The 19,111-nt window shown below is 56.3% G+C and carries 20 protein-coding genes; 15 read left to right on the top strand and 5 right to left on the bottom strand.

What is annotated here, in order from left to right:
- Nucleotides 1-90 precede the first annotated feature (90 nt).
- The 14 genes from H2515_RS01105 to H2515_RS01045 all read left to right on the top strand — a co-directional run bounded on the left by H2515_RS01105 (nucleotide 91) and on the right by H2515_RS01045 (nucleotide 14,739).
- On the top strand, nucleotides 91-501 hold the full coding sequence (locus tag H2515_RS01105) for a single-stranded DNA-binding protein (RefSeq protein ID WP_014030301.1): 411 nt from the start codon (nucleotides 91-93) through the stop codon (nucleotides 499-501).
- A 75-nt stretch (nucleotides 502-576) separates the two neighbouring features.
- Nucleotides 577-2,406 carry a type IV secretory system conjugative DNA transfer family protein gene (locus H2515_RS01100; RefSeq protein WP_198660708.1) on the top strand — a complete coding sequence of 610 codons (1,830 nt, stop codon included), beginning with the start codon at nucleotides 577-579 and terminating at the stop codon, nucleotides 2,404-2,406.
- A gap of 73 nt (nucleotides 2,407-2,479) precedes the next feature.
- Nucleotides 2,480-2,686, top strand: a complete 207-nt coding sequence (locus H2515_RS01095; RefSeq protein WP_064220406.1) for a hypothetical protein — start codon at nucleotides 2,480-2,482, stop codon at nucleotides 2,684-2,686.
- Nucleotides 2,687-2,700: 14 nt separating this feature from the next.
- On the top strand, nucleotides 2,701-3,057 hold the full coding sequence (locus H2515_RS15925; RefSeq protein WP_232821487.1) for a hypothetical protein: 357 nt from the start codon (nucleotides 2,701-2,703) through the stop codon (nucleotides 3,055-3,057).
- A 29-nt stretch (nucleotides 3,058-3,086) separates the two neighbouring features.
- Nucleotides 3,087-3,632 carry a hypothetical protein gene (locus H2515_RS01090; RefSeq protein WP_231104577.1) on the top strand — a complete coding sequence of 182 codons (546 nt, stop codon included), beginning with the start codon at nucleotides 3,087-3,089 and terminating at the stop codon, nucleotides 3,630-3,632.
- Nucleotides 3,633-3,643: 11 nt separating this feature from the next.
- Nucleotides 3,644-4,042 (top strand): hypothetical protein, encoded by a 399-nt coding sequence (locus tag H2515_RS01085; RefSeq protein ID WP_064220408.1) that lies wholly within the window; start codon nucleotides 3,644-3,646, stop codon nucleotides 4,040-4,042.
- 9 nt (nucleotides 4,043-4,051) lie between these two features.
- Nucleotides 4,052-6,454, top strand: a complete 2,403-nt coding sequence (locus H2515_RS01080; RefSeq protein WP_198660707.1) for an HD domain-containing protein — start codon at nucleotides 4,052-4,054, stop codon at nucleotides 6,452-6,454.
- Entirely contained in the window at nucleotides 6,454-7,374 is a 921-nt protein-coding gene (locus tag H2515_RS01075; RefSeq protein WP_198660706.1) for a sigma-70 family RNA polymerase sigma factor, read from the top strand. The genes H2515_RS01080 and H2515_RS01075 overlap by 1 nt, the downstream gene beginning before the upstream one ends.
- 134 nt (nucleotides 7,375-7,508) lie before the next feature.
- Entirely contained in the window at nucleotides 7,509-8,006 is a 498-nt protein-coding gene (locus H2515_RS01070) for a lytic transglycosylase domain-containing protein (protein WP_064220411.1), read from the top strand.
- The gene (locus tag H2515_RS01065; RefSeq protein ID WP_198660705.1) at nucleotides 8,003-8,962 is read left to right on the top strand and encodes a conjugal transfer protein TraF; all 960 of its coding nucleotides are present in this window, start codon (nucleotides 8,003-8,005) and stop codon (nucleotides 8,960-8,962) included. Before H2515_RS01070 ends, H2515_RS01065 begins: the two co-directional genes overlap by 4 nt.
- Nucleotides 8,963-8,972: 10 nt before the next feature.
- Entirely contained in the window at nucleotides 8,973-10,592 is a 1,620-nt protein-coding gene (locus tag H2515_RS01060; protein ID WP_198660704.1) for a conjugal transfer protein TraH, read from the top strand.
- A gap of 24 nt (nucleotides 10,593-10,616) precedes the next feature.
- Nucleotides 10,617-13,700: a conjugal transfer protein TraG N-terminal domain-containing protein gene (locus H2515_RS01055; protein WP_198660703.1), complete on the top strand. Its 3,084-nt coding sequence runs from the start codon at nucleotides 10,617-10,619 to the stop codon at nucleotides 13,698-13,700.
- A 109-nt stretch (nucleotides 13,701-13,809) separates the two neighbouring features.
- The gene (locus H2515_RS01050; RefSeq protein ID WP_198660702.1) at nucleotides 13,810-14,142 is read left to right on the top strand and encodes a hypothetical protein; all 333 of its coding nucleotides are present in this window, start codon (nucleotides 13,810-13,812) and stop codon (nucleotides 14,140-14,142) included.
- Between the two features lie 174 nt (nucleotides 14,143-14,316).
- Nucleotides 14,317-14,739 (top strand): hypothetical protein, encoded by a 423-nt coding sequence (locus tag H2515_RS01045; protein ID WP_198660701.1) that lies wholly within the window; start codon nucleotides 14,317-14,319, stop codon nucleotides 14,737-14,739.
- 387 nt (nucleotides 14,740-15,126) lie between these two features.
- On the opposite strand, the gene H2515_RS01040 is transcribed toward H2515_RS01045, so the two are convergent.
- From H2515_RS01040 to H2515_RS01020, 5 genes are all read right to left on the bottom strand, one after another.
- Nucleotides 15,127-16,311, bottom strand: coding sequence for an NAD(P)/FAD-dependent oxidoreductase (locus tag H2515_RS01040; RefSeq protein ID WP_198660700.1), 1,185 nt, complete (start codon nucleotides 16,309-16,311; stop codon nucleotides 15,127-15,129).
- 105 nt (nucleotides 16,312-16,416) lie between these two features.
- Nucleotides 16,417-16,914, bottom strand: coding sequence for a MarR family transcriptional regulator (locus tag H2515_RS01035; RefSeq protein ID WP_198660699.1), 498 nt, complete (start codon nucleotides 16,912-16,914; stop codon nucleotides 16,417-16,419).
- Nucleotides 16,915-16,989: 75 nt separating this feature from the next.
- Nucleotides 16,990-17,592, bottom strand: coding sequence for a class I SAM-dependent methyltransferase (locus H2515_RS01030; protein WP_198660698.1), 603 nt, complete (start codon nucleotides 17,590-17,592; stop codon nucleotides 16,990-16,992).
- Between the two features lie 16 nt (nucleotides 17,593-17,608).
- Nucleotides 17,609-17,854, bottom strand: a complete 246-nt coding sequence (locus H2515_RS01025) for an SHOCT domain-containing protein (protein WP_198660697.1) — start codon at nucleotides 17,852-17,854, stop codon at nucleotides 17,609-17,611.
- Complete coding sequence (locus tag H2515_RS01020) at nucleotides 17,845-18,219, bottom strand: ArsR/SmtB family transcription factor (RefSeq protein WP_198661383.1); 375 nt, start codon at nucleotides 18,217-18,219, stop codon at nucleotides 17,845-17,847. Before H2515_RS01020 ends, H2515_RS01025 begins: the two co-directional genes overlap by 10 nt.
- A gap of 127 nt (nucleotides 18,220-18,346) precedes the next feature.
- On the opposite strand from H2515_RS01020, the gene H2515_RS01015 reads away from it, so the two are divergent.
- Entirely contained in the window at nucleotides 18,347-19,030 is a 684-nt protein-coding gene (locus H2515_RS01015) for a glutathione S-transferase (RefSeq protein WP_198660696.1), read from the top strand.
- Nucleotides 19,031-19,111: the final 81 nt, after the last annotated feature.

The raw sequence follows: 19,111 nt of genomic DNA, 5'->3' as shown, positions 1-19,111 counted from the left end.
CATCCCCCTGGTACATAGAAACTGTCCGGTACTAGGGGTCGGTATGAAGCTCTGGCATTCCGCCAGGCATTTTCTTGAAGGAGATACACCATGTATAGCATGAATAAGGTTCAGTTTGTTGGCCACCTGGGCAAAGACGTGGAGCTTCGTTACTCGCCTGCGGGTAACGCATTCGGATCCACATCCATTGCCACATCCCGTCGGGTCAAACAGTCGGATGGCACCTATAAAGACGCCACTGATTGGCACAATCTTGTCCTGATGGGTAAGACCGCTGAAAACGCCAACAAGCATCTCGGCAAAGGCAGCTATGTCTTTGTGGAAGGCCGCTTGCAGACCCGCAAATGGGCTGACCAGGACGGGAATGACAAGTACACCACGGAGGTCATCGTGAACACCATTGGGTATCTCGAACCCAAGGAAGGTAGTGCGACAACTGGCAATGGCAACGGGATGCCCCCGGCACCAGGCGAAGACTTCGACGACGACATTCCGTTCTGACCAGTACCCCACCCCTCGCCTTTGGCTTGGGGTTTTTTTACGTCTGGCACCCCTGGCACCAAGGATAAATAACCCGTGCGCGACAAGCTGAAGCTGGGAGGCAGTGAGGATACGGCGGCCCTGTTGGGGATCGCTGCCTCCCTGTGGGCCTGTGGCCCCTATATCGTGTCCGGACCCATCTGGCAGACCGCGACCGGCATTGCTACGGCGGTCGGCGGTCTGCACCTCACCCGCAAGATTCATCGCTGGATGGACGGTGGAGAGCACGCGATCAGAACCCGCGTCGATCTCCCCTCTGACCCCCCTATTCTCAAGGTTTCGCATCACGAATCCTTGCCGGATGCCGTATTGCTCGGCTACTTGACCAATTCCGGTGAACCGCTGTGGCTGCCGACTCTGGGCGACACCAAACGCCCGGAGGATCCACCGAACGATCACATGATGATTCTCGGCATGTCCGGTGTCGGCAAGACGGTCGCTGCCAGCGAAATGATGCTGCAACAAATCCGCGCCGGCGGTGGTGTCATCTTCGCCGATGGCAAGATAGACTCCGGCAATATCAACGTGCTCTGGCAGATGCTCCGCTGGACCGGGCGCGAAGATGACTTGGTGGTGATCCATCCAGGTGATCCTTCCGTCAGCAATACCTACAACCCCATCCTTTATGGTGACGCAGATGAAGTGGCCTCGCGTATCATGTCCATGGTCCCTGCCGCCGGCAACAGTGCGGGTGCGGACTTCTACCGCAAGAGCGCGACACAGGCCCTCAGCGCCCTCATAGCCGCACTGCAGCGCGGCGGATACGCCTATACCCCTGCCGACCTATCCCTCTTGCTTCTGAGCCCCTCGGAACTCGATAAACTCCCCAACCTGCCGGGTATTCGCGGTACGCCGGAGGGTCGTGTAGCCGCATTGTTCATCAACCGCTTCCGGGTGCCCAACAAGTCCGGCGGCACAATGATCAATGTCGAGAAGGTCAAGGATCTGTTCGGCGGCATCGGCGGTCGTCTTGGCCTCATGGGGTCCGGCAAGTTCGGTGAGATTGCCAACACCACCCGCCCCGACGTGAGCCTCTACGAGTGCATCATGCAAAACAAGATCGTCTATCTTCCCCTACCCACCATGGGCAAGGAAGAGACGGCCTCTGACTTCGCCAAAATGTTCATTGGAGACTATCGCACCGCCGTCTCCTGGATTCAGAACCTTCCAGAGCGGATGCGGCCCAATCCATCCACTCTGGTCTTCCTGGACGAACCAGGTTCTTACCTGTCGGACACCTGGGACCGCCTCTTCGAGCAGGCCCGCTCCGCCCGCCAGCGACTCATGCTCAGCCCGCAGACCAAGGCCAACCTCGATAGTGTCTCCGAAACCCTGTTCGACAAGGTGGCGGGCAACTGTGCCACGAAGACCTTCTTCCAGCTCGGCGCCCAGGAGACGGCGGAGTTTGCCGGGGATTTCATCGGACAGCGGTTGGGTGTGTTGAAAACACTCTCGGAAAGCAGCTCGGATTCTGCCAGCGAATCCTCAACGGATGTGGTAGGCAGCGGTGCCGCCGGCGCGGGCGCGGGAACCACGGAAGGCGAACGTGAGCAGGAGATGTACAAGGTCTCCCCGGATGACCTCAAAGCATTGGGCAAGGGAGAGTGCATAGTCTCTTGGGGAGGAAGCAGCACCTTTCACGTCAAGGTGCCCATGGTTTCCTTCAGCGACGAGTTCAAGAAGTGGGCGGGAAAGCCAAAAATTTATGCTCCCGAGAACCCCAGGCGTCCGCGTCCGTATCGGACGGATTACGGTATTTTCGAGCGCCTTGAGATGGTCATCAAGGCCGATCAGGATTACATCAAAGCGCAGTTCCCGGCGAAGCAGGAGAAAAAGGCCGAAACCAGGAAGCAGGCGGATGCTTAGATCGGAGGCGTTTGACAAGGCCAGCACCAAGGCGTTAGGCTCTAACATACGTTACAGCCTAACAGGCGGGTGTATGAGCGCGGAATCAAATCGGGAACGGCAAAAGCGGTGGCGGGAACGCACTTTGAAGGAATCCGATGGTCCGCAATTGACCCGATTGCAGGTGTATATCGAGCTCGAAGCCGCTGCCGATCTGGAACAGATCGTCCGGAAAACCGGGTGGACGAAGCGTGTTGCCATCGAAACCGCCATCAAAAAGCTGGCCCGCGATGTTGATTAGAAAGGAGCTGAATCATGAGTCAGTCCATTATGTCCCCAGTGACGGGGGCCAGCCCCGTGGCGGCGACACACTCCACATCGGCACATGCCGGGATGCTGGCCCATTTCTTCACACCGGGGACGGACTTCCTGATCGTGGCGACCGTGGTATTGCTGCTGCTGTTGCTGTGGATGCCGGTAACGCGGGAGATATTGAAGGGGATTTTTGGGACGCTGTTGATGCCGGTGTTTTCGGCCATATTCCTGGCGACCTTTCACTGGATGGTGAAGACGGGTCGGACGATAGTGGATGCCCATCTGATTTTGTTTCGGAATCTGTACTCTTCTCACAAGGACATACATCCCACCCTGGAAGATCCGAAGAGAAAGTAACCCGCGTCATCCGGGAGTATGTCGATGAGTTGACGCCGGACAGGCGGCTCGTTTTCTACCACCTGCAAAGCAGGATCGCCCTGGCCACGACGAAACGGGTGACACCGGCACGCAGGGAGTCGGCGGTGCTCTGGATTTTTGGCGCAGAGTCACGGGAAGACATCGGCTTTGCCGATTGTTGCGAGGTGCTGGAAGCGCGTCCGTGGATCGTGCGGTTGCGGGTGCAACTCCAGTTCTGGTTTCGGGATATGCGCTTTACGACAGCCATTCCCGCCCTGGTCACGCCACTGCCCGCCCGCATCGTGGAAGAGGCCTTCGGCGCGTCCGGTGAGGACGGAATATGGGCGGCCAGGCGCCTCTGGGAGTGGCCAGGCGCGAGCCACGAGGCGTTATGCCGGATCACCGGCGCACCGGCTCCCTTGGCGCTACGGCACGCCCTGGAGCATCTGGAACAGTCAGGGATCATAGTATCGGGATTCGACGGGTTGTACTGGTACTGCGTCGGACACAGCCCGCTGAACCGCTACGGGCAACCGATCCCGGTGAGCTGGGCCAGCTTTTGGAAAACGGTCTGAAGGAGATTTTGATGAGAGCTTACACATTCGCGCATTACGAGAAGGCCTGGACCGGCTTGATGGTCTCACATCCGCGCTTCGGCGGCGGTGTCATCGTGCGCGTGGTGCGCGACGGTGGCGATGTCCTGGTAGCCGTCCGTTTCCACGACGGGCTGCGCAAGACCTTCGCCTCGGGCGAAGAAGCATTACGCGAGCTGAAGAGCCTCCGGGGGATTCTCTCCGCCCCGCTGGATCCGCTCGACCGACTCAGCGACCAGGCGCTGCAGCGGCGTATTCAACAAGCCCAGCGTCGCCACGATACGCGCTGTCAGATCGACGACGATCTTGAAGAGCGCCTGGATGCGGCTGCCGGAATGCGCAAACTCATAACCTGCCCGCCGGCGGGCTCCGCTGCCGCCTGGACCTGGTAGCAGTTTCCCATGGCCGCAGCTCCACATCGTCGCATCGTCAAATCCACCCTCACGGTGCTGACGTTCTGGGTGCTTGTGGGCCTCGCCGTGGCCGCCTGGACCAACCTGCCGATGATGCTCTCCCGGATCCCGGAGATTCCGTGGAGACTGTCGTGGATCGCCATCGTGCTCTTCTTTGCGGCGGCGCTGGCCCTTGCTGTGGACGCCTATCACATCTTCCGGGTAACGATGGGATTGCGGCCCATGGCATACCGGGGTGCCGTCACCAGCATTGGCATTCTGCCGTCGCCCATTCTCCCGATTCGCCTGACCATCTCAAATAAACAGCAGGTGCTACGCCTGCAAGCCTTGCTGGCGACGATTTCACCGGACAAACACGACCCCCGGCTCAATACCGCGGTACTACTTGATCTCGCCACATCCAAAACCCCAATGGCGGACCTCTTCTGGGCGGTGTTCTCCATTCTGGATGCGTCACAGCTCCCGGCCTCCCCCGTGCGGGGATCCCACGGGGATGCGCTCCTGATCAGCCATAGCCTGCGGGTATCCGCGGCCATGGCGAAGCTCTGGGAAACGGCGACCGCACCCGTCATGCCGACGGACGTGAATAAGCCCGCGCAAAGCCGCCCATACGATCTGCCAACCGCGATCCTCGCAGGCATCGCCCATGACATCGGCAAGGTGCGCTGTTTCAAACGCGGGTCGGACGGGACCATTACGGTGATTGGCCTGCACGATATGGTAGGCAGCAGGATACTGGCCAACTTGCCCGAGTTCTGGGGGATCGTGGATGACCAGGGCGTGCATGACGACTACATCCAGCGTCTCCTCACCCAATCCATCCGCTATTACCACCATCCCAACGCCTATCCCGGCTCCGGATACAAGCGATCCCTCATCCATACCGACGGCGCCGTTACCGCCCTTATGGAGGCGATTCATGATGCCGATCTCGTAGCCGGGGCCATAGAGGGCCGCAGCAGCGAAATCATGGCCGACTATCGGGACGAAGACGAACTGCCCGAACTCGATCTGAATCAGCAGATATGGGAAACCTTCCTGCACCTCATGGACGATGGATCCCTCATCAACAGCAAGTCCCCGCAAAAGCGCATCGCGTACAAGAAGGGGCGCGTTCTCTATGTCATAGAGAACAAGTTGCGCACGCTGATCTGCGATCACCTGTCTTTGACTCGCGCCGACTACACCGGCAACAACAATGGCAATCCGGGCAAACTCATCAATGTCATTGCCCACCGCCTCGATGCCCAGGGGCTGATCAAGAAAGACTTTCAGGGGACGGTCTGCAAGAAACCGGAGGGCGCCGGTTTCTATCTGCAAATAGACGGAACCAATAAGGATGGAGAATCGTCCGAAACGGAATTGCGTCTGCCCCACTACATCGTGCGCATCACCGAGGATGAGAACAATCCATTCGCCAAATATGCGAACATGGAGGATTATCCTGCAACCATCACGCCCAAGGCTCCCACATGGCCGCAGTGGTTCTCCAAACCGAAGGAAGAGGCCGCAGAGCCCCTGCAAGCCCCGGAGGCTACTGCAGCATCTGCCCCAACGCCCCCCGCGCAACAGGCCTGGGCAGGAGATGGAGAAGACGAAGGCGACGCGGACGATAACGACCGCGACATACCGCCGGACCTGCATGAAGCAGTCCCCCACGACGCACCAGAAAGCACGGGAGAAGAGGAGGACGATGACGACCCCTTCAATGTACCCAGTGTGCCACCGGCACCTTCTGGAGAACCCCCTTCAGGAGAAATCTCTTCGGATGAAACGCGAAGCGAGCCCCCTGACACGCCGCCCGCACCCGTTGCCGAATCCATCGGGAATATGCTACCCGCGGAATCTGCAGCGGAAAATCAGACGAACATTCGCCAACGCGAAGAAAAGCTGCGCCAACTACAGCGCGTCCGGGACCGCGCCAGTATGAACAGGGAAAGCGCCCACATCATCAGGAGAGAAATGGAGACCCCGAAAGAGAAGAATCAGAAGCTCATCGAGCGTGTGCGCTACTATTGGACTCAGTACCCCGACATTCTCACGGAAATAGCCGGCAGAGATCTGCACCTGGATACCGCTGCCCGCAAGTCCGTGCTCTTCGCCCTGATCTGGATGGACCAGATTCGCCGGGATCGTGCGCAAATGACCGGAGCGGATGACCCCAATGCTATCCAGAAGGTCAGTCTGAACGACCTGTTCAGCTTCCCCGTGAAAGACAGTACCGGGAAACTGGTGCTTAAAGCTCTTGAGAAGCTCGGCACCGGACGTGTGCTTATCCCCGAGATGAGAACCCTGCTGGAAATCAGAACGCTTGCGGACGGGAGCATCGACCTTGAAAACGGCACGCTCTCGGCGCCCGTTCAGTTGCCGCACGACCAGTCTGCCGCCTGATGGAAGAGCGACTGCTGTCCGCGACCGAGATCAACCAGGCGTTATCCACCTGGATCCGGGGTGACAGCCCGAATGAGGAGCGCCTGTTCCGGCAACTCCTGCCCGCCTTCCGGCGCATCGTGCGCGGTGTCGCCGGAAGGATGTGCCGGAAGACGGGCATCCCGCTGGATGACGAACTTCAGGAGGAGATTCTTCAGAGGATATGGATAGCGTTACTCAAACGACGGGACCAAAAAGAAGGCTTCACCAGTGAACTCCCCGCGAGCTTGTGGGTCTGGACCACCGCCCAGTTTGCCATGACCCGGATCTTTCGATCAGAAAACCGCTATGCGCTGTCTGCTCAGTCCGAGGACGGTCACGACTGGATGGACAGCATGACCGAAGGACGGATCGGCGATCCTCTGGAATCCATCATGGAAGAGGAAACCATGACCCTGATGGAACAACGACGGGAGGAGGCTATGAAGCGAGTCGCACCATTCATCGGGAGTTTGCCCACACCGCCCGAGACACCTGCGAGAGAGCGGGAGATGGCCCCCATCGGCCCCGCTATGGAGTTGCGGGGGGTCATTCGTAAATTGCACTGGAGTCAGCGGCAGATGGCGGAGTATCTCGGTGTCTCCGTAGGCATAGTGTATAACTATGTCTACGGACGCACGCTTATCCCCGATTACCAGATGGACCGTATTCGCGCTGCGGAAAGAACGACGGGAGACTACTCGGATACCGGCTGGGACGAACTTCTCCGCAGCGCGGAAGCGGCCCTGCATGTGACAGAGATCCCCCTCAGAACCGAGCTTGCGGAGCGCATGGGCGTATCCGAACGCACCCTGCGCCGCTGGATCGCTGGCGGCGACGGATCGGCAAAGGGGCTCACCAAGGCCGTAGCACTCAGGAATCGTGGCTGGACGCGGGCATAGAAAACCCTCAAGCCGGAGCGAGAAGGTTGGGGTGGATCAGGATGCCAGCGGCAAATGTCGCAACCCCTTCCTATCCAGAAGTTTATTTAATACACTATGAAAGTATGTAGCCGCAGAATTGGGGATCTAACACCTTGTTTGTCATCGCACCTGCCTGGACACACCAAGCCGATTTTCACGGCGCACCGATCTCCTGCATTGCTGCGGCGTCCAGGCAATACGGTGTCCCGAAGCGGGACATCATCGCCCTGATGAAAAATGAGGGTGCGGCCCCCGGTGTGGCGGCACACGACAGCAATGGCACTACGGATCTCGGTCCGATGCAGGTCAACACCTGTCACCTGCCATTCCTGCGCCAGTACGGATACAGCTATCAGGTACTCAAGAATAACGCCTGCGCCAACGTCATTGCTGGTACCTGGGTGTTCACCCGCTGCCTCGCTCAGACGGGTAACGTCCTGAATGCCGCCGCCTGCTATAACGCAGGCATGAGTGGAATGCCGATAGCCTGGCAAAACGGTTATGTGGCGCGATTCGCGGCGCACCTGGGGCTGCAGATCCAAAATGGCCCCACACACCAGGAAGAAGCGATACCTGCGGGTCTCGTCGTCCTCAAAGGACAGAGGAATTGAACGGGCGGGCACGCGCACTGACAGCCATCGGCATGGCCGCCGCGATGCTCACGGCCATGCCGGGCGCATTCGCAGGCCCGCTGGACAGCAACGCGCACGGCTGGTTCTGGTATCAGCTCCCGCCACCACCGCCCCCCAAGCCGCGGCCATTGCCCGTCATGGCTCCAAAGCCGGTAGCAAAGCCCAAGCCAAAGCCCAAAAAACCGCAGGTTCTTTCGGTAAAATGGATCCGCGTGCATCTCAAGAAGTACCGGAATGAGGCGATCAATAACCCCAGCACGAAAAACGTCACCAATTACCTATCGCTTCAAAAGGTGATGTTCGACAAGGCCCAGAACTTCGCCGAGAAGTTCGTGCAGGTCGCCAATACCAATCCCGTGCTCAACTACTCGAACCTGGTACCCCGGTCCAATGCCGGCAACAGCGCGTTTAACACCTACATTGCCGACAATCGCCAGAAGGCGCTTCAATATCTCACCAAGAAGGTCGGTATGTGGGTCTTCGTCAAACACGACTGCCCATTCTGCAATATGCAGCTCGGCCAGTATCGTCATCTTCTACAGCTCGCCCACTTCCGCACGGTCTACATAGACGTGAATCATGGCTCGATCTCTGGCGTCCCGAAGAACGCCGTTTTTGTGCAGGATCACGGGCAGGCCAAAATGCTGCACCTGGTAGAAACACCCGCCATCGTGATGGTCTGGCCACCAGACAATTTTGCCGTTGTGACCCAAGGATACCAGGTGGCGGGCACCCTGATGCAAAACATCGTGACCGATGCCGGATATGTGCATCTTCTACCAAAGAAACTCGCTCAGTGGTCCACCAGCGCCTACGAGCGCGGTGTCATGACCACGCAAGAGATTCAGGCTGCTGAAAAAGAGGGTATCACCGCTCCCGGGCAGATCAGCAATTATGTGCAGAACCAGACTGAAAACCGGATTCATACTTGGTAGGAGAAATTTGATGCTAAATCAGGACGCCCCCTCATTCCGCGTCATTGCTAAAGGTGTTTTACTCGCCGTGGGCACTTCCATGGCCACGACCATGGCCCTGCACGAACAGATGGCCTATGGCCTGGGGATGCAGAGTTTCGTGCAAGGCATGTTCTCGGCGACTTCCGCTCCGACCCTGGCGAATACCGGCAACGGCTACACCCTTTCCGGCGGCTACTCCGAGATCCGCACCCCTCTCAGCGGCGTCAACATCCTGTCTTTCAGCCCCCCCGACATCTCCGCCGGATGCGGGGGGATCAACCTCTACATGGGATCCTTCCACTTCATCAATGGACAGGAGTTTCTGGCCCTGCTCCGCACCATTGGACAACAGGCGTTGGGATACGCTTTCCAGCTCGCCATTGACGCCATGTGTCACCAGTGCGGTGCGCTACTGGCATCCATCCAGAAAGCCATCACCGCCATGAACAACGCTCTGCACAACACCTGCCAACTGGCGCAAGGGGTTTTCCCGGCCAACCAGATCTTGGGTGCCTTCAAAAGCGTAGGAGAACAGGCAGTAAAAACCATGGGTGCCAACGAGGGTGATGTCAGCGACTTTTTTTCCGCCAGCAACTCGTCGAATCATGCCGGGGTTTTGTCACACATCGCCAACACCTTCTACAAGAATATTACCCAGTCTTTCAATGGACAGACTACCACTCGGCAAGTCCCCCAGTCGGCCTTAACACCCGAAGGCAATATGTTCTGGAAGGCCATCAACAATAGCGAGGCATACAACCTGCTGACCAATATCGACGCCGGTGCCACAGGCACGCTCAATGGTCAGGCCTGCGCCACGGCAGGGAGCAACGCCTGCACCAAGGAAATCCTGATGTCACTGGTCGGAACAGAGATTCTGCGCCCGTCCGCAAGCGCCCAGGGCAATACCGTGCAATCGAACATGCAAAACCAAGCCACATCCTCCACACCCAACGCTTCCGATTCCAAAAACACCGAAACCGTGGGTCCGAGTCTGTTTCTCTCTAATCTTGTGGATGGCACCAAGGGTGCCCCGGTATCGACCTGTCAGCCCTGGGTATCAGCTAATAATCACACTTATCAGCCTTTCTCACCCAACATGGGATGCGAACTGGTGGACCCTGGGCAAACCACGCTAGGTGCCATGGGTTATGAGGGCATCGCCAGACACATCAAGCACATGATGTATGGGGGTGGCCCAGGCAATCACCTCGGGCTGGTGAATTACCTCAGCACCGGACAGGCGCTTTCCACGAACCAGATGGCCTTCATATCGACCGTCCCCGCCGGGATCGTATCCCTCATGCACGAGGCACAGCCTAATGTAAACCTCATACACACCATAGGGCAGGACGTGGCCCCCATCCTAGTGGATGCCTACGCCGTCAAGCTGGGTACCGCACTGATGTCCACGGAATCCAGCGTCTACAACGGAAATTCCCATGTAATTATTCCTAAAGAATATTACACCGCCATGAGTGGTATGGCGCAGGAAATTGATGCGTATTCCGAACGCGAGGCGATCCACGAAAACGTGATGAATACCCTGACCACCATGGTTCGCAATTATCGCGCATCCTTGGCAGAAAATGGAGCGAACAGCCAGTAATATCCGGCAAAAGAGGGCTTTGACGTGGTTCCAAATATCTATGTCGTAGGCAATCTGAACAGTTTTTTTTCGGCGCTGACCGCGCTGCAGATGCTTTTCAATCCGGCAAACAACACCCTTTGGGCCGGGAATAACGGCGCCTTTGGCGGCGGCGCCCTGATTGCTTTGGGACTCGTAATAACCCTCGTGATTCTTTTCGTCACCTCGATGCTCAAGCAGCGATTCGAGATGCACCAGGTCCTCCTTCTGGCGGTATTCTTCGCAATCATGTTCGCTGTCAAAACCCCGGTCAACCTGGAAAATATGTATAACGGAGATTCCAGTATCGTCGATGGAGTACCCATAGGGGTTGCCTATACCGCGTCGATCTTCTCCACTGTTTCCTATGAGGCCAGCAAGGAAATCGGCCAGGCCTTTCAGCAAGCAAACAATACGGATACCAGCCTGTTTACCGGTTCTAATGGCAATGGTGGTGTCTACGGATTCGATGGGCCATTGGCACTGACTTACAAATTGCGCGGTTTGTACAGTCTGTTTTCCATGAAACAAGCACCAATGAGCAATTCAGTAAGCAGCTTTGTAGCTTCCTGCATCGAACCTACCAGCGATGTTTCACAAGGAGAAATAGGCACGGCGGGAAGCCTGACCTGCGCTTTCTTTGGCCTGAATTGTACAACTGGTCAACAGCTCCCTCTGGCTAATGCCGAAGCCACGCTGTATGTGAACAGCGCCGATCAACCCGTATCCGGGCACACCGTACCCTGCAGTACCGCATCACAGACTTTGGCAAGTGCCTGGTCTGACTTCCAGAATGGCACCACCAGTGCCGGTGTCCCGAATTTTAACGATCTGCTACAGGAAAAGACGACCGGATCCAGTCTGAACGGGCAGACACCTGCGTCGGCCAGCATGATGGTCGGCACCATGCTCCAGGGTACGGCCAATACCGGCTACGACTACATGAACAACATGATCCTGAATTGTGCATTCCAGGCTGGGGAGCACGTCGGATTGTCCGTTTATGACCCTAATATGCCAACCGCCTTAGACCCGTATTGCGTTACCAAGGCTACCGCCTTCGGACGCCAGGCGGCCATGAATGCCGGTACCGCATCATTATTCGGCATGAACATGCTGCCTCTTATGGCGATTCTCCAATTCCTGTTTTTCGCCATGACCCCTATCGTGATCGGTGTCGTCATGATGCAGGGGATGGCGGGATTGAGTAATTTCGGGAAGTTCCTGCTTTTTGGCGCATGGACCGAGAGCTGGATGCCTGTCGCCGCGTTGATCAATGACTACTCCCAGGAGATCGTCGGCGAATCGTTCAAGAAAATCAGTGCCAACTTGGGCGGCGTCCCCATGACCAGCCCATCGAACATCGGGATGATTCTGGATCATGTGCAGCGCAATCTTTCCATGGCGAACCTCATGATGGGCCTGACACCCGTACTGACATTCGCCATCCTGTCAGGATCCTATTACGGCTTCTCCCAGCTTGGAACGGCCATCCGTGGTGACAGCGTGATGGACAAGAACATGAGCGAGTCCACGCCGACGGCGGGCGCAAGCACCCTGGCGGGCAACACATCTGAGAGGACGTTTGCCAGCCCTGGTAATGGCCGGGTGATGGACATGGAATCGGCGCTAAATGCCTCTAGTATATCGAGTGCAAGCAACACGAGTAGCGCGGTAACAGGAGCCCAAACGGCCTCTATTGCAAAGGCACAAGAGGCCTCTGCCAGTGCAACGCAGCTCGGAGAAGCAACGTCATCGCTTTTGAATGACAAAAGCACAGCACTCAACAGCTACCTAAAGGATAATAACGGTGCAAAGCAGGCTTATGCTCAGATGCAAAGCGCACAGCACTCTGTGAGCAATGCAACAGGCCTCGCGGAAGATAAGGCCGCAGATTTTTCGGCGCACTTAAAAACGAATATGGGCGGCAAAATTCTCGGCAGAATCTCTAGTGGAAAGGTTGTCGCTGCAATGGCAGATGCGGGTATGAGCATCACTGGCGAAGAAGGTTCAAAAATTGCGGACAAGCTGAACACTACCGCAGGGATAGCCGCTTTGAACTCGCTCACCAGCAGCAGGAATCTGGATCACTTTAACGGTGTTGATTCCGGAGTGGAGAATAAAGCCGGCCAAGGAACAAAGGCCAGCCTTGGTCAAATGGCCCGGCAAACCTGGGCGGATGCAGCACAGGCCAAAGTGGCTCAACAGCAAGCGCAGTCACTTGCCGAAGCCGCAAAAAATGAGTCAGGTCAGGGTGCAGCCCAAAGCTACGATACCGCAACATTAGGTGCTGCTATTCAGAACCGAGCGTCTGGTCATCCGGCAATACCATTTACGGAAGCCATGGCAGAGGCCAACGGTCTGGGTGGACTTTTTGGTAAGGGCTTAGAGCTTGCCAAAAAGTCTGGTGACACCAGCCAATCTGCACAAGCCGCATGGGCCGCCCAGTACGCATATCGGCGAGCAGGCGGGGAAGGCAAATGGGGTAACGCCGACAATTTCATTCATGCCATAACCGGAAACATGGCGTTTGGTGGGGAGACTGCACACATTGCCGAACAGGCGCAGCAACAGATTGGTTCAATCTCTCACAATACCAATGCTGCGGGGAATAATGCCGCCATATCCAGCATTCCGGCCTTCAACGCTGGAGTGGATAGTGCCACAGAAACATCCCCAGGAGGGCCGACCCCTGGAGCGGCGGCAGCGAAAGCTGATGCCGCTCAGGGGGCCACCGATGCGTTCTATGGTGCCAACTCTGGTGGACAAGATTACGCTCCTGGAACTGGCGCACGGTTTTATAAAGCCAACAACAAAGGATTTCACAGTCCTGTTCTGAACAGCCCGATTGCTGGCACCGTAGTGAACGCGGTGACCGCACCCACCGCCGTCAACAACCTTGCGGATGGAGAGACCAGGCATCCGGGACCAGTGAATGAAGTTGCGGACACAACGGATGCGGCACTGAATGTAGGAGGAGCTTTGGCAGCGCACACCGCCGAGGTTGCACAAAAGGATTTTGATAAGGCATCCGTCGCGGCCACAAATAGCCCGCAAGAGGCAGTGGAAGTTCAGGGTGGCGCACCTTGAAACAACCTACTTTCATGAATCCTAAAAGGATTAATATAGATACAATCTTGTATTCCGACTTCCATTGTGGTATCAGATCAGATATATCCGTTGGAATGAGGACTCCGACATGAAAGCAAATAATATCCAGAACTCACAGATTGCTGATGATCCGCCACTCCCTACTTTCTGGGGAGAGATTCGTAACTTTTTCACCGGCCTTCCCGATAGATGGAGCCAAGACACGGGATTAGCTCATATTGATCGTCCTGCGGAGTGTCATAAAAACATTACAGAGGAAGAGGGCTTGCCTACTCTTTCAGGTCTTATTGGGTCCTTTTGTGCTTCCCACCTTGATAGCTTTGATAGCGCCGCTGAGATGATCTCTGACCCGACATCGTTTGATGGCTATATGTTTGGAGTCGGGCCATTCAATGGTTTTAGCAAGAGCGACGACGACTAAATCTCGTTATCACGGCTCTCCCTCCTGACCCATCAGCTAGCGCATAGAAATGCCTAAGTGCATTACATAATGCTTTAATATTACATGTAGAATTATGCTGTAGCCATTGATATCGTCGTGTAGTACGTTCGTATCCATTAGGAACGCACCGAGGCAGCCACCGATGAGGGATGGGTGGGCAACCTGGGCGAAATGGTTTTTAACTCGTGGTTCAAGCACGAGGGAATCCAAGGTTTTGAATGGGTACTAAACGATGCATCTGGTCAGCCCGACTTCGTGACGGCCCTGAACATTCGCATTGGGGTCAAGACGGTGAAGCGCAAGGTGCTACCCCGTGAGGACTATACCGCCAAAATCACCGCCCGCCATACGGATGAACCAATCGACCAGGTCTTCTTCATGACCTACGAAATCGCCAAACGACGCATGTGGCTTCTGGGTGGTATCGACCGCGAGAGATTCCTGCAGGAGGCTCGCTACTACGGGGCCGGGGAATGGGTACATACCAACTACCAGATTCGGCAGGGGCATGAGATTTACAACATCGAGATAGCTAAGCTGACCGCTCCCAAGGACTGGATCAGCCAGGTCACCTAGTGGGCTTAATATCTGTAGCCGCAGTCCTCGCTTTTGCACGGAAGAACCCACACATGGGGTTGTCCGTCCTACTTTGACGATACTTGCTGCGCCATGGGTTGGGAGATGAATGTCTGTGAGGAGTGTGTGCAGAAGCTTTCTGGTTGGAGTGAGATGGTGTACAGTTTGTGAAACTTTTACCTGAACTCTCTCCGATTAGATACCTCCTGTAGAGTTTCTCTACCGAAAGACCGGTCCAGACTGTTAGCTGCCATTGGCGATTTAAACCCCTATAGTCCCAGGTTAGCACTGGAAGGCGGTCAATCTCCACTGGTGAGCGCTATGAGATGTCTACGCATTTAAGCAAGTGTATGGCGCTGGATGCGGTTCCCGAATGGTGGTGCACGACTACAAATACCGCAGATAGAATAGGAATATTCGTTCGAATGCTTCTTTTACAAAAATCAAATTCTTCGAACGCCGCGGAAAGATATTTCGAAACGGGGGTCTACCATCTTCCGATCTGTGTAGCCACATGGCATCATTCTGCATGTCCAGTATACATGAAAGCTCCTGTCTATAAAGATTCGTGGATCCTTTACCATTTAAAATTGCTTTCATGTTTTTCGCCGCTGCGCTAGCTCGAAGTTGAGCCATATGGGCTTGATGCGGCACCCATGGCGGCGGATTCTCGTGATTAGCGCAATCTCCCGCGGCAAAAACATGAGGCAGCCCCTTTACCTGTCCATATTTATCTACATCAATATGGCCACCAATAGACACGGGAAGGCATGACTTCTGCACAAGCGATGGTCCCGTTATTTCAGGAGAATAGAGGACCAAATCGGCCTTCCTGAACCTGCCATCCTTATCAGCCATCCCTCCATCTAAAAATTCTGCCGGCTCATATCCATCGTCAAGGATGATCCCGCGCTCACGCAGTCGATCGGTTATCGCGCCTTTCTCTCCCGGACTTCTATCTGGGGAGAAGAAATGAATCTCAAAATTATTTCTTACCTCCCTTTCTCTCAATGCGTAATCCAGGAGGCAGGCGCATTCATACATGGGGCCGGGACGTCCGGCAACGAAACCGTCCATCCGGTTAATCTTGTAGCCGACATATATGATACCAGCACTCAGGGATTCCAGCTTCTTTACAAATACATCCATGTCATCAGGACCATAACATGGCGAATATGTATAGTCTTTTGTTCCAGGAATGTCGTCTTTTCTAAAGGATGGCCCTATACCAATAAATAGATAATCATTCTTGTATTCTCCATCATGGGTAATCACGGTCCGTCCGCCGTCCTGTATATCGACAACCGTACCCTCAATAAAGCGAATGTTTCGTCGTCTTAGGAATGGACGAATATCAATGGTGACATCTGCTTTGTTTTGCTTCTTTGTGAGAAATTCAGGAATTGCTGGAAAATAAATGAATTTACCATTTCCGATGACTGTGATGTCGTATCGGGAATATATCCTTCGAAAAAAATAGGCGATGACAGGAAAGATGGGGATGGCGAGAAAATACCTAACGAAAAACAGGGATGCGAACCCATTGCCTATGATGGTGATTTGTTTCTTCATCAGTATCCCTTTTCAATATGCTCAACGACATGATGCCCAATGAGCAAGCGATCATTCCGGAGGACGCGCATCGGTACATGCCCGTCCCGGGGAAACCGTCAGCCGTTAGGACTTTTCGATGATTTCCGCATGCAGGCGGATCTTCCCTTGATTCTGCAGATGGGCCAGCAGGGTGGTCACGCTCGCCGGACTCATGGACAGCGCGGTGGCCAGCGCCTCAGGGTCCAGGCTGCCGCGCTCCTCAATCAGCTTTAGAACATCACCTTCCCGGGCCGCCAGCCATTCTTCAAAAAGCTGGTGCAGTTCAGGCTGCGCATAGACCGCCAGGGAAGTGGTGCGACGCATGGTGTCCAGCATTTCCGTACACATTGCCATGCACGTCCCCATCATCTGTTGCATGGGATTGCCGCCGCTTTCCGCCCCTTCTCCTTTCTGACCCATCATCTTCTGCATCATCGCCATGGGGCCTCCGCCGCCCTGGCCCATCTGACCCATCATTTTTTTCATCATGCCCATGCCCATGGACTCACCGCCGCCTTCTTTTGTCGCTGCAGATGCTTCCTGCGGACTCTCCGCCTGACCTTCTGGTGCTTTCGTTTCCATTGTAAACCTCCTGAACTGCAGAACCTGATGGAAAGGGAATGTCCCGGAACCTGCGGAGCATCCCCACTTTTCCCGTTAACCGGGAAGCCGGAAAATGGCGCCGTAATGATACGGAGGAAGTTCGACCACGCGATCCAGCCGGAGACCAGAGGGTTCGACGACGGCGCGCACCTGCTCCGGCGTCATGCGCAGTTCCGTGCGCGGTCCGCGGGCCTGCCCCAGGACCGGTGTTTCTACCCGAGGGCGGGCGTGCCAGTTGACGACGGCGAAAAGCCCGCCGGGCTTCAGGACGCGGGCGATCTCCCAGACCAGGGCCGTCTGCTCGGGCACGCCGTGAAAGGTATTGGCCATGAGGCAATAGTCCACCGGCTCGGGGAGCAGCCGATGCAGGTCCATGGCGTCGCCCTGCAGAAAGGTGCAGTTTCCCAGCCCGGCGCACACCGACGCGGCGGCGGCCAGCATCTGCTCGTCCAGATCGAAACCGAGGATTCGGCCGTCCTGCCGGGCGAGGGCGGCGGTGAAATAGCCATCCCCGCAGCAAAGATCCAGCACCGTCATGCCGGGCCTGACACCCAAAGCCATGACGACCCCCTCCGGATCGGGCCACAGGGCCTGCCACCAGTCGGGATCGGGCATGACCGTGGCCGGGAAAAACGCCGCGTGCTCTTTCGTATCCATCCCTACTCCTTCCGTACTATTCCAGATCCTTGCGCATCTGCTGGTATTCTTCGCGGGTGATCTCGCCCCGGGCGTAACGCCGGTCCAGGGCTTCCCGCGGAGTTTCTGCTGCGCCCGATGTTTTGTGCGAACCCCCGCACATGGGGCCGCCGCCCATGCCGCCGCGCATCATGAAAACGATGAAAACCACCATCAGCACCAGAAAAAACAAAGGGAAAATCATCATCCAGGGCGTCCAGCCCCACCCGCCATTTATCCACATGAGTTGGCCCTCCTTTTGGTCATGGAAACGCTTTCGTTGCTAATATCTTCCGAATCCTGAGTATTGGCCAATGAGGCATGTGCGGCCACCCAAAGCTGCAACGATTGCAGGATCGCCAACAACTCCGGATCGGGGAGGCAATAGTAAATAAAGGCTCCCCGGCGCTCTGCACGGACGAGGCCCGCCTCGCGCAAGATGCGCAAATGGAAGGACACATTGGTTTGGGGCAGAGCGGTGGCATGAATAATGTCGGTCACTGGCCGACATTCCGTCCCCAAGGCGCAGAGAATGCGTAGGCGGTTGGGCTCAGCCAGGGCCTTGAAGACGGGTCCCAGGAGGACGGCGGGGCAGGATTCAAAATCCACGGCAGGCACCTCATTGACATAAGTCATGTTACATATGTATGTTTGCTCATACTACTTATGACGCATAGATTTTGTCAACGGATTTCGATGGGTTATTTTCCTCCTCCCACCCTGCCAAGGTTTTGCCATGTTGACTTTGATCCACTTCGATTTCTGTCCTTTCTGCCAGCGGGTACGATTGGCATTGGGATACAAAAATATTGAATTTGCCGAGCTGCCTGCGCGGTTTTATGGACCAGACCATTTCCGGAACATCAGCGGATTTGAGCGGCTTCCAGTCATTATCTATCCTGATGGAGACCGCCAAGGCGAATCCCTGGATATCATTGCCGATCTCGATCGGCGTTTCCCGGCAACGCCGCCGCTCCATCTGGGAGCCATCGCCGCCGCCGATCTGGAGGCGGTGCTGGCCTGGCGCGCGCGCATCAGCGGCATGCTTTTTCGGCTGATTGCACCGACTTTGCCGCAATACCCCGGGCTCGGCGACGATCCCCGCGCCATGACTTTCTACCGGGAACGGATGGAGGGCTGGCTGGGAGACACCCTGGAAGGACTGCAGGCCCGGCGGCATCAGTGGTATGCCTCCCTGGAGGCGGAGCTCAACGGGATTACGGACCGTATCGCCCGTCATGGTTTCTATACGCCGGTATTTTCTGTCGCGGACACGCTCATCACCGGCGATCTGACCGGTTTGCGCCTTCTGGAGGACATCACGCTGCCGCCGGAGTTGAGTGCCTATTTCGCGCGGGTGGAGACGGCTGCGGGGGTGTCTCTTTTGCCCGAACCCCTCAAACAAGGGCAGAATCTTTGACGCACGCCGCCCCAAGGCTCCCACCAGGATGGGAAGGTCGAAGCTGGACAGCCAGTACCGGATTCTATAGAGCAGCGGAAT

Source organism: Acidithiobacillus ferrivorans, assembly GCF_016250455.1.
In the GTDB taxonomy this organism is placed as follows: Bacteria; Pseudomonadota; Gammaproteobacteria; order Acidithiobacillales; family Acidithiobacillaceae; genus Acidithiobacillus; species Acidithiobacillus ferrivorans.
This window is presented reverse-complemented; position numbering and strand designations above follow the sequence as displayed.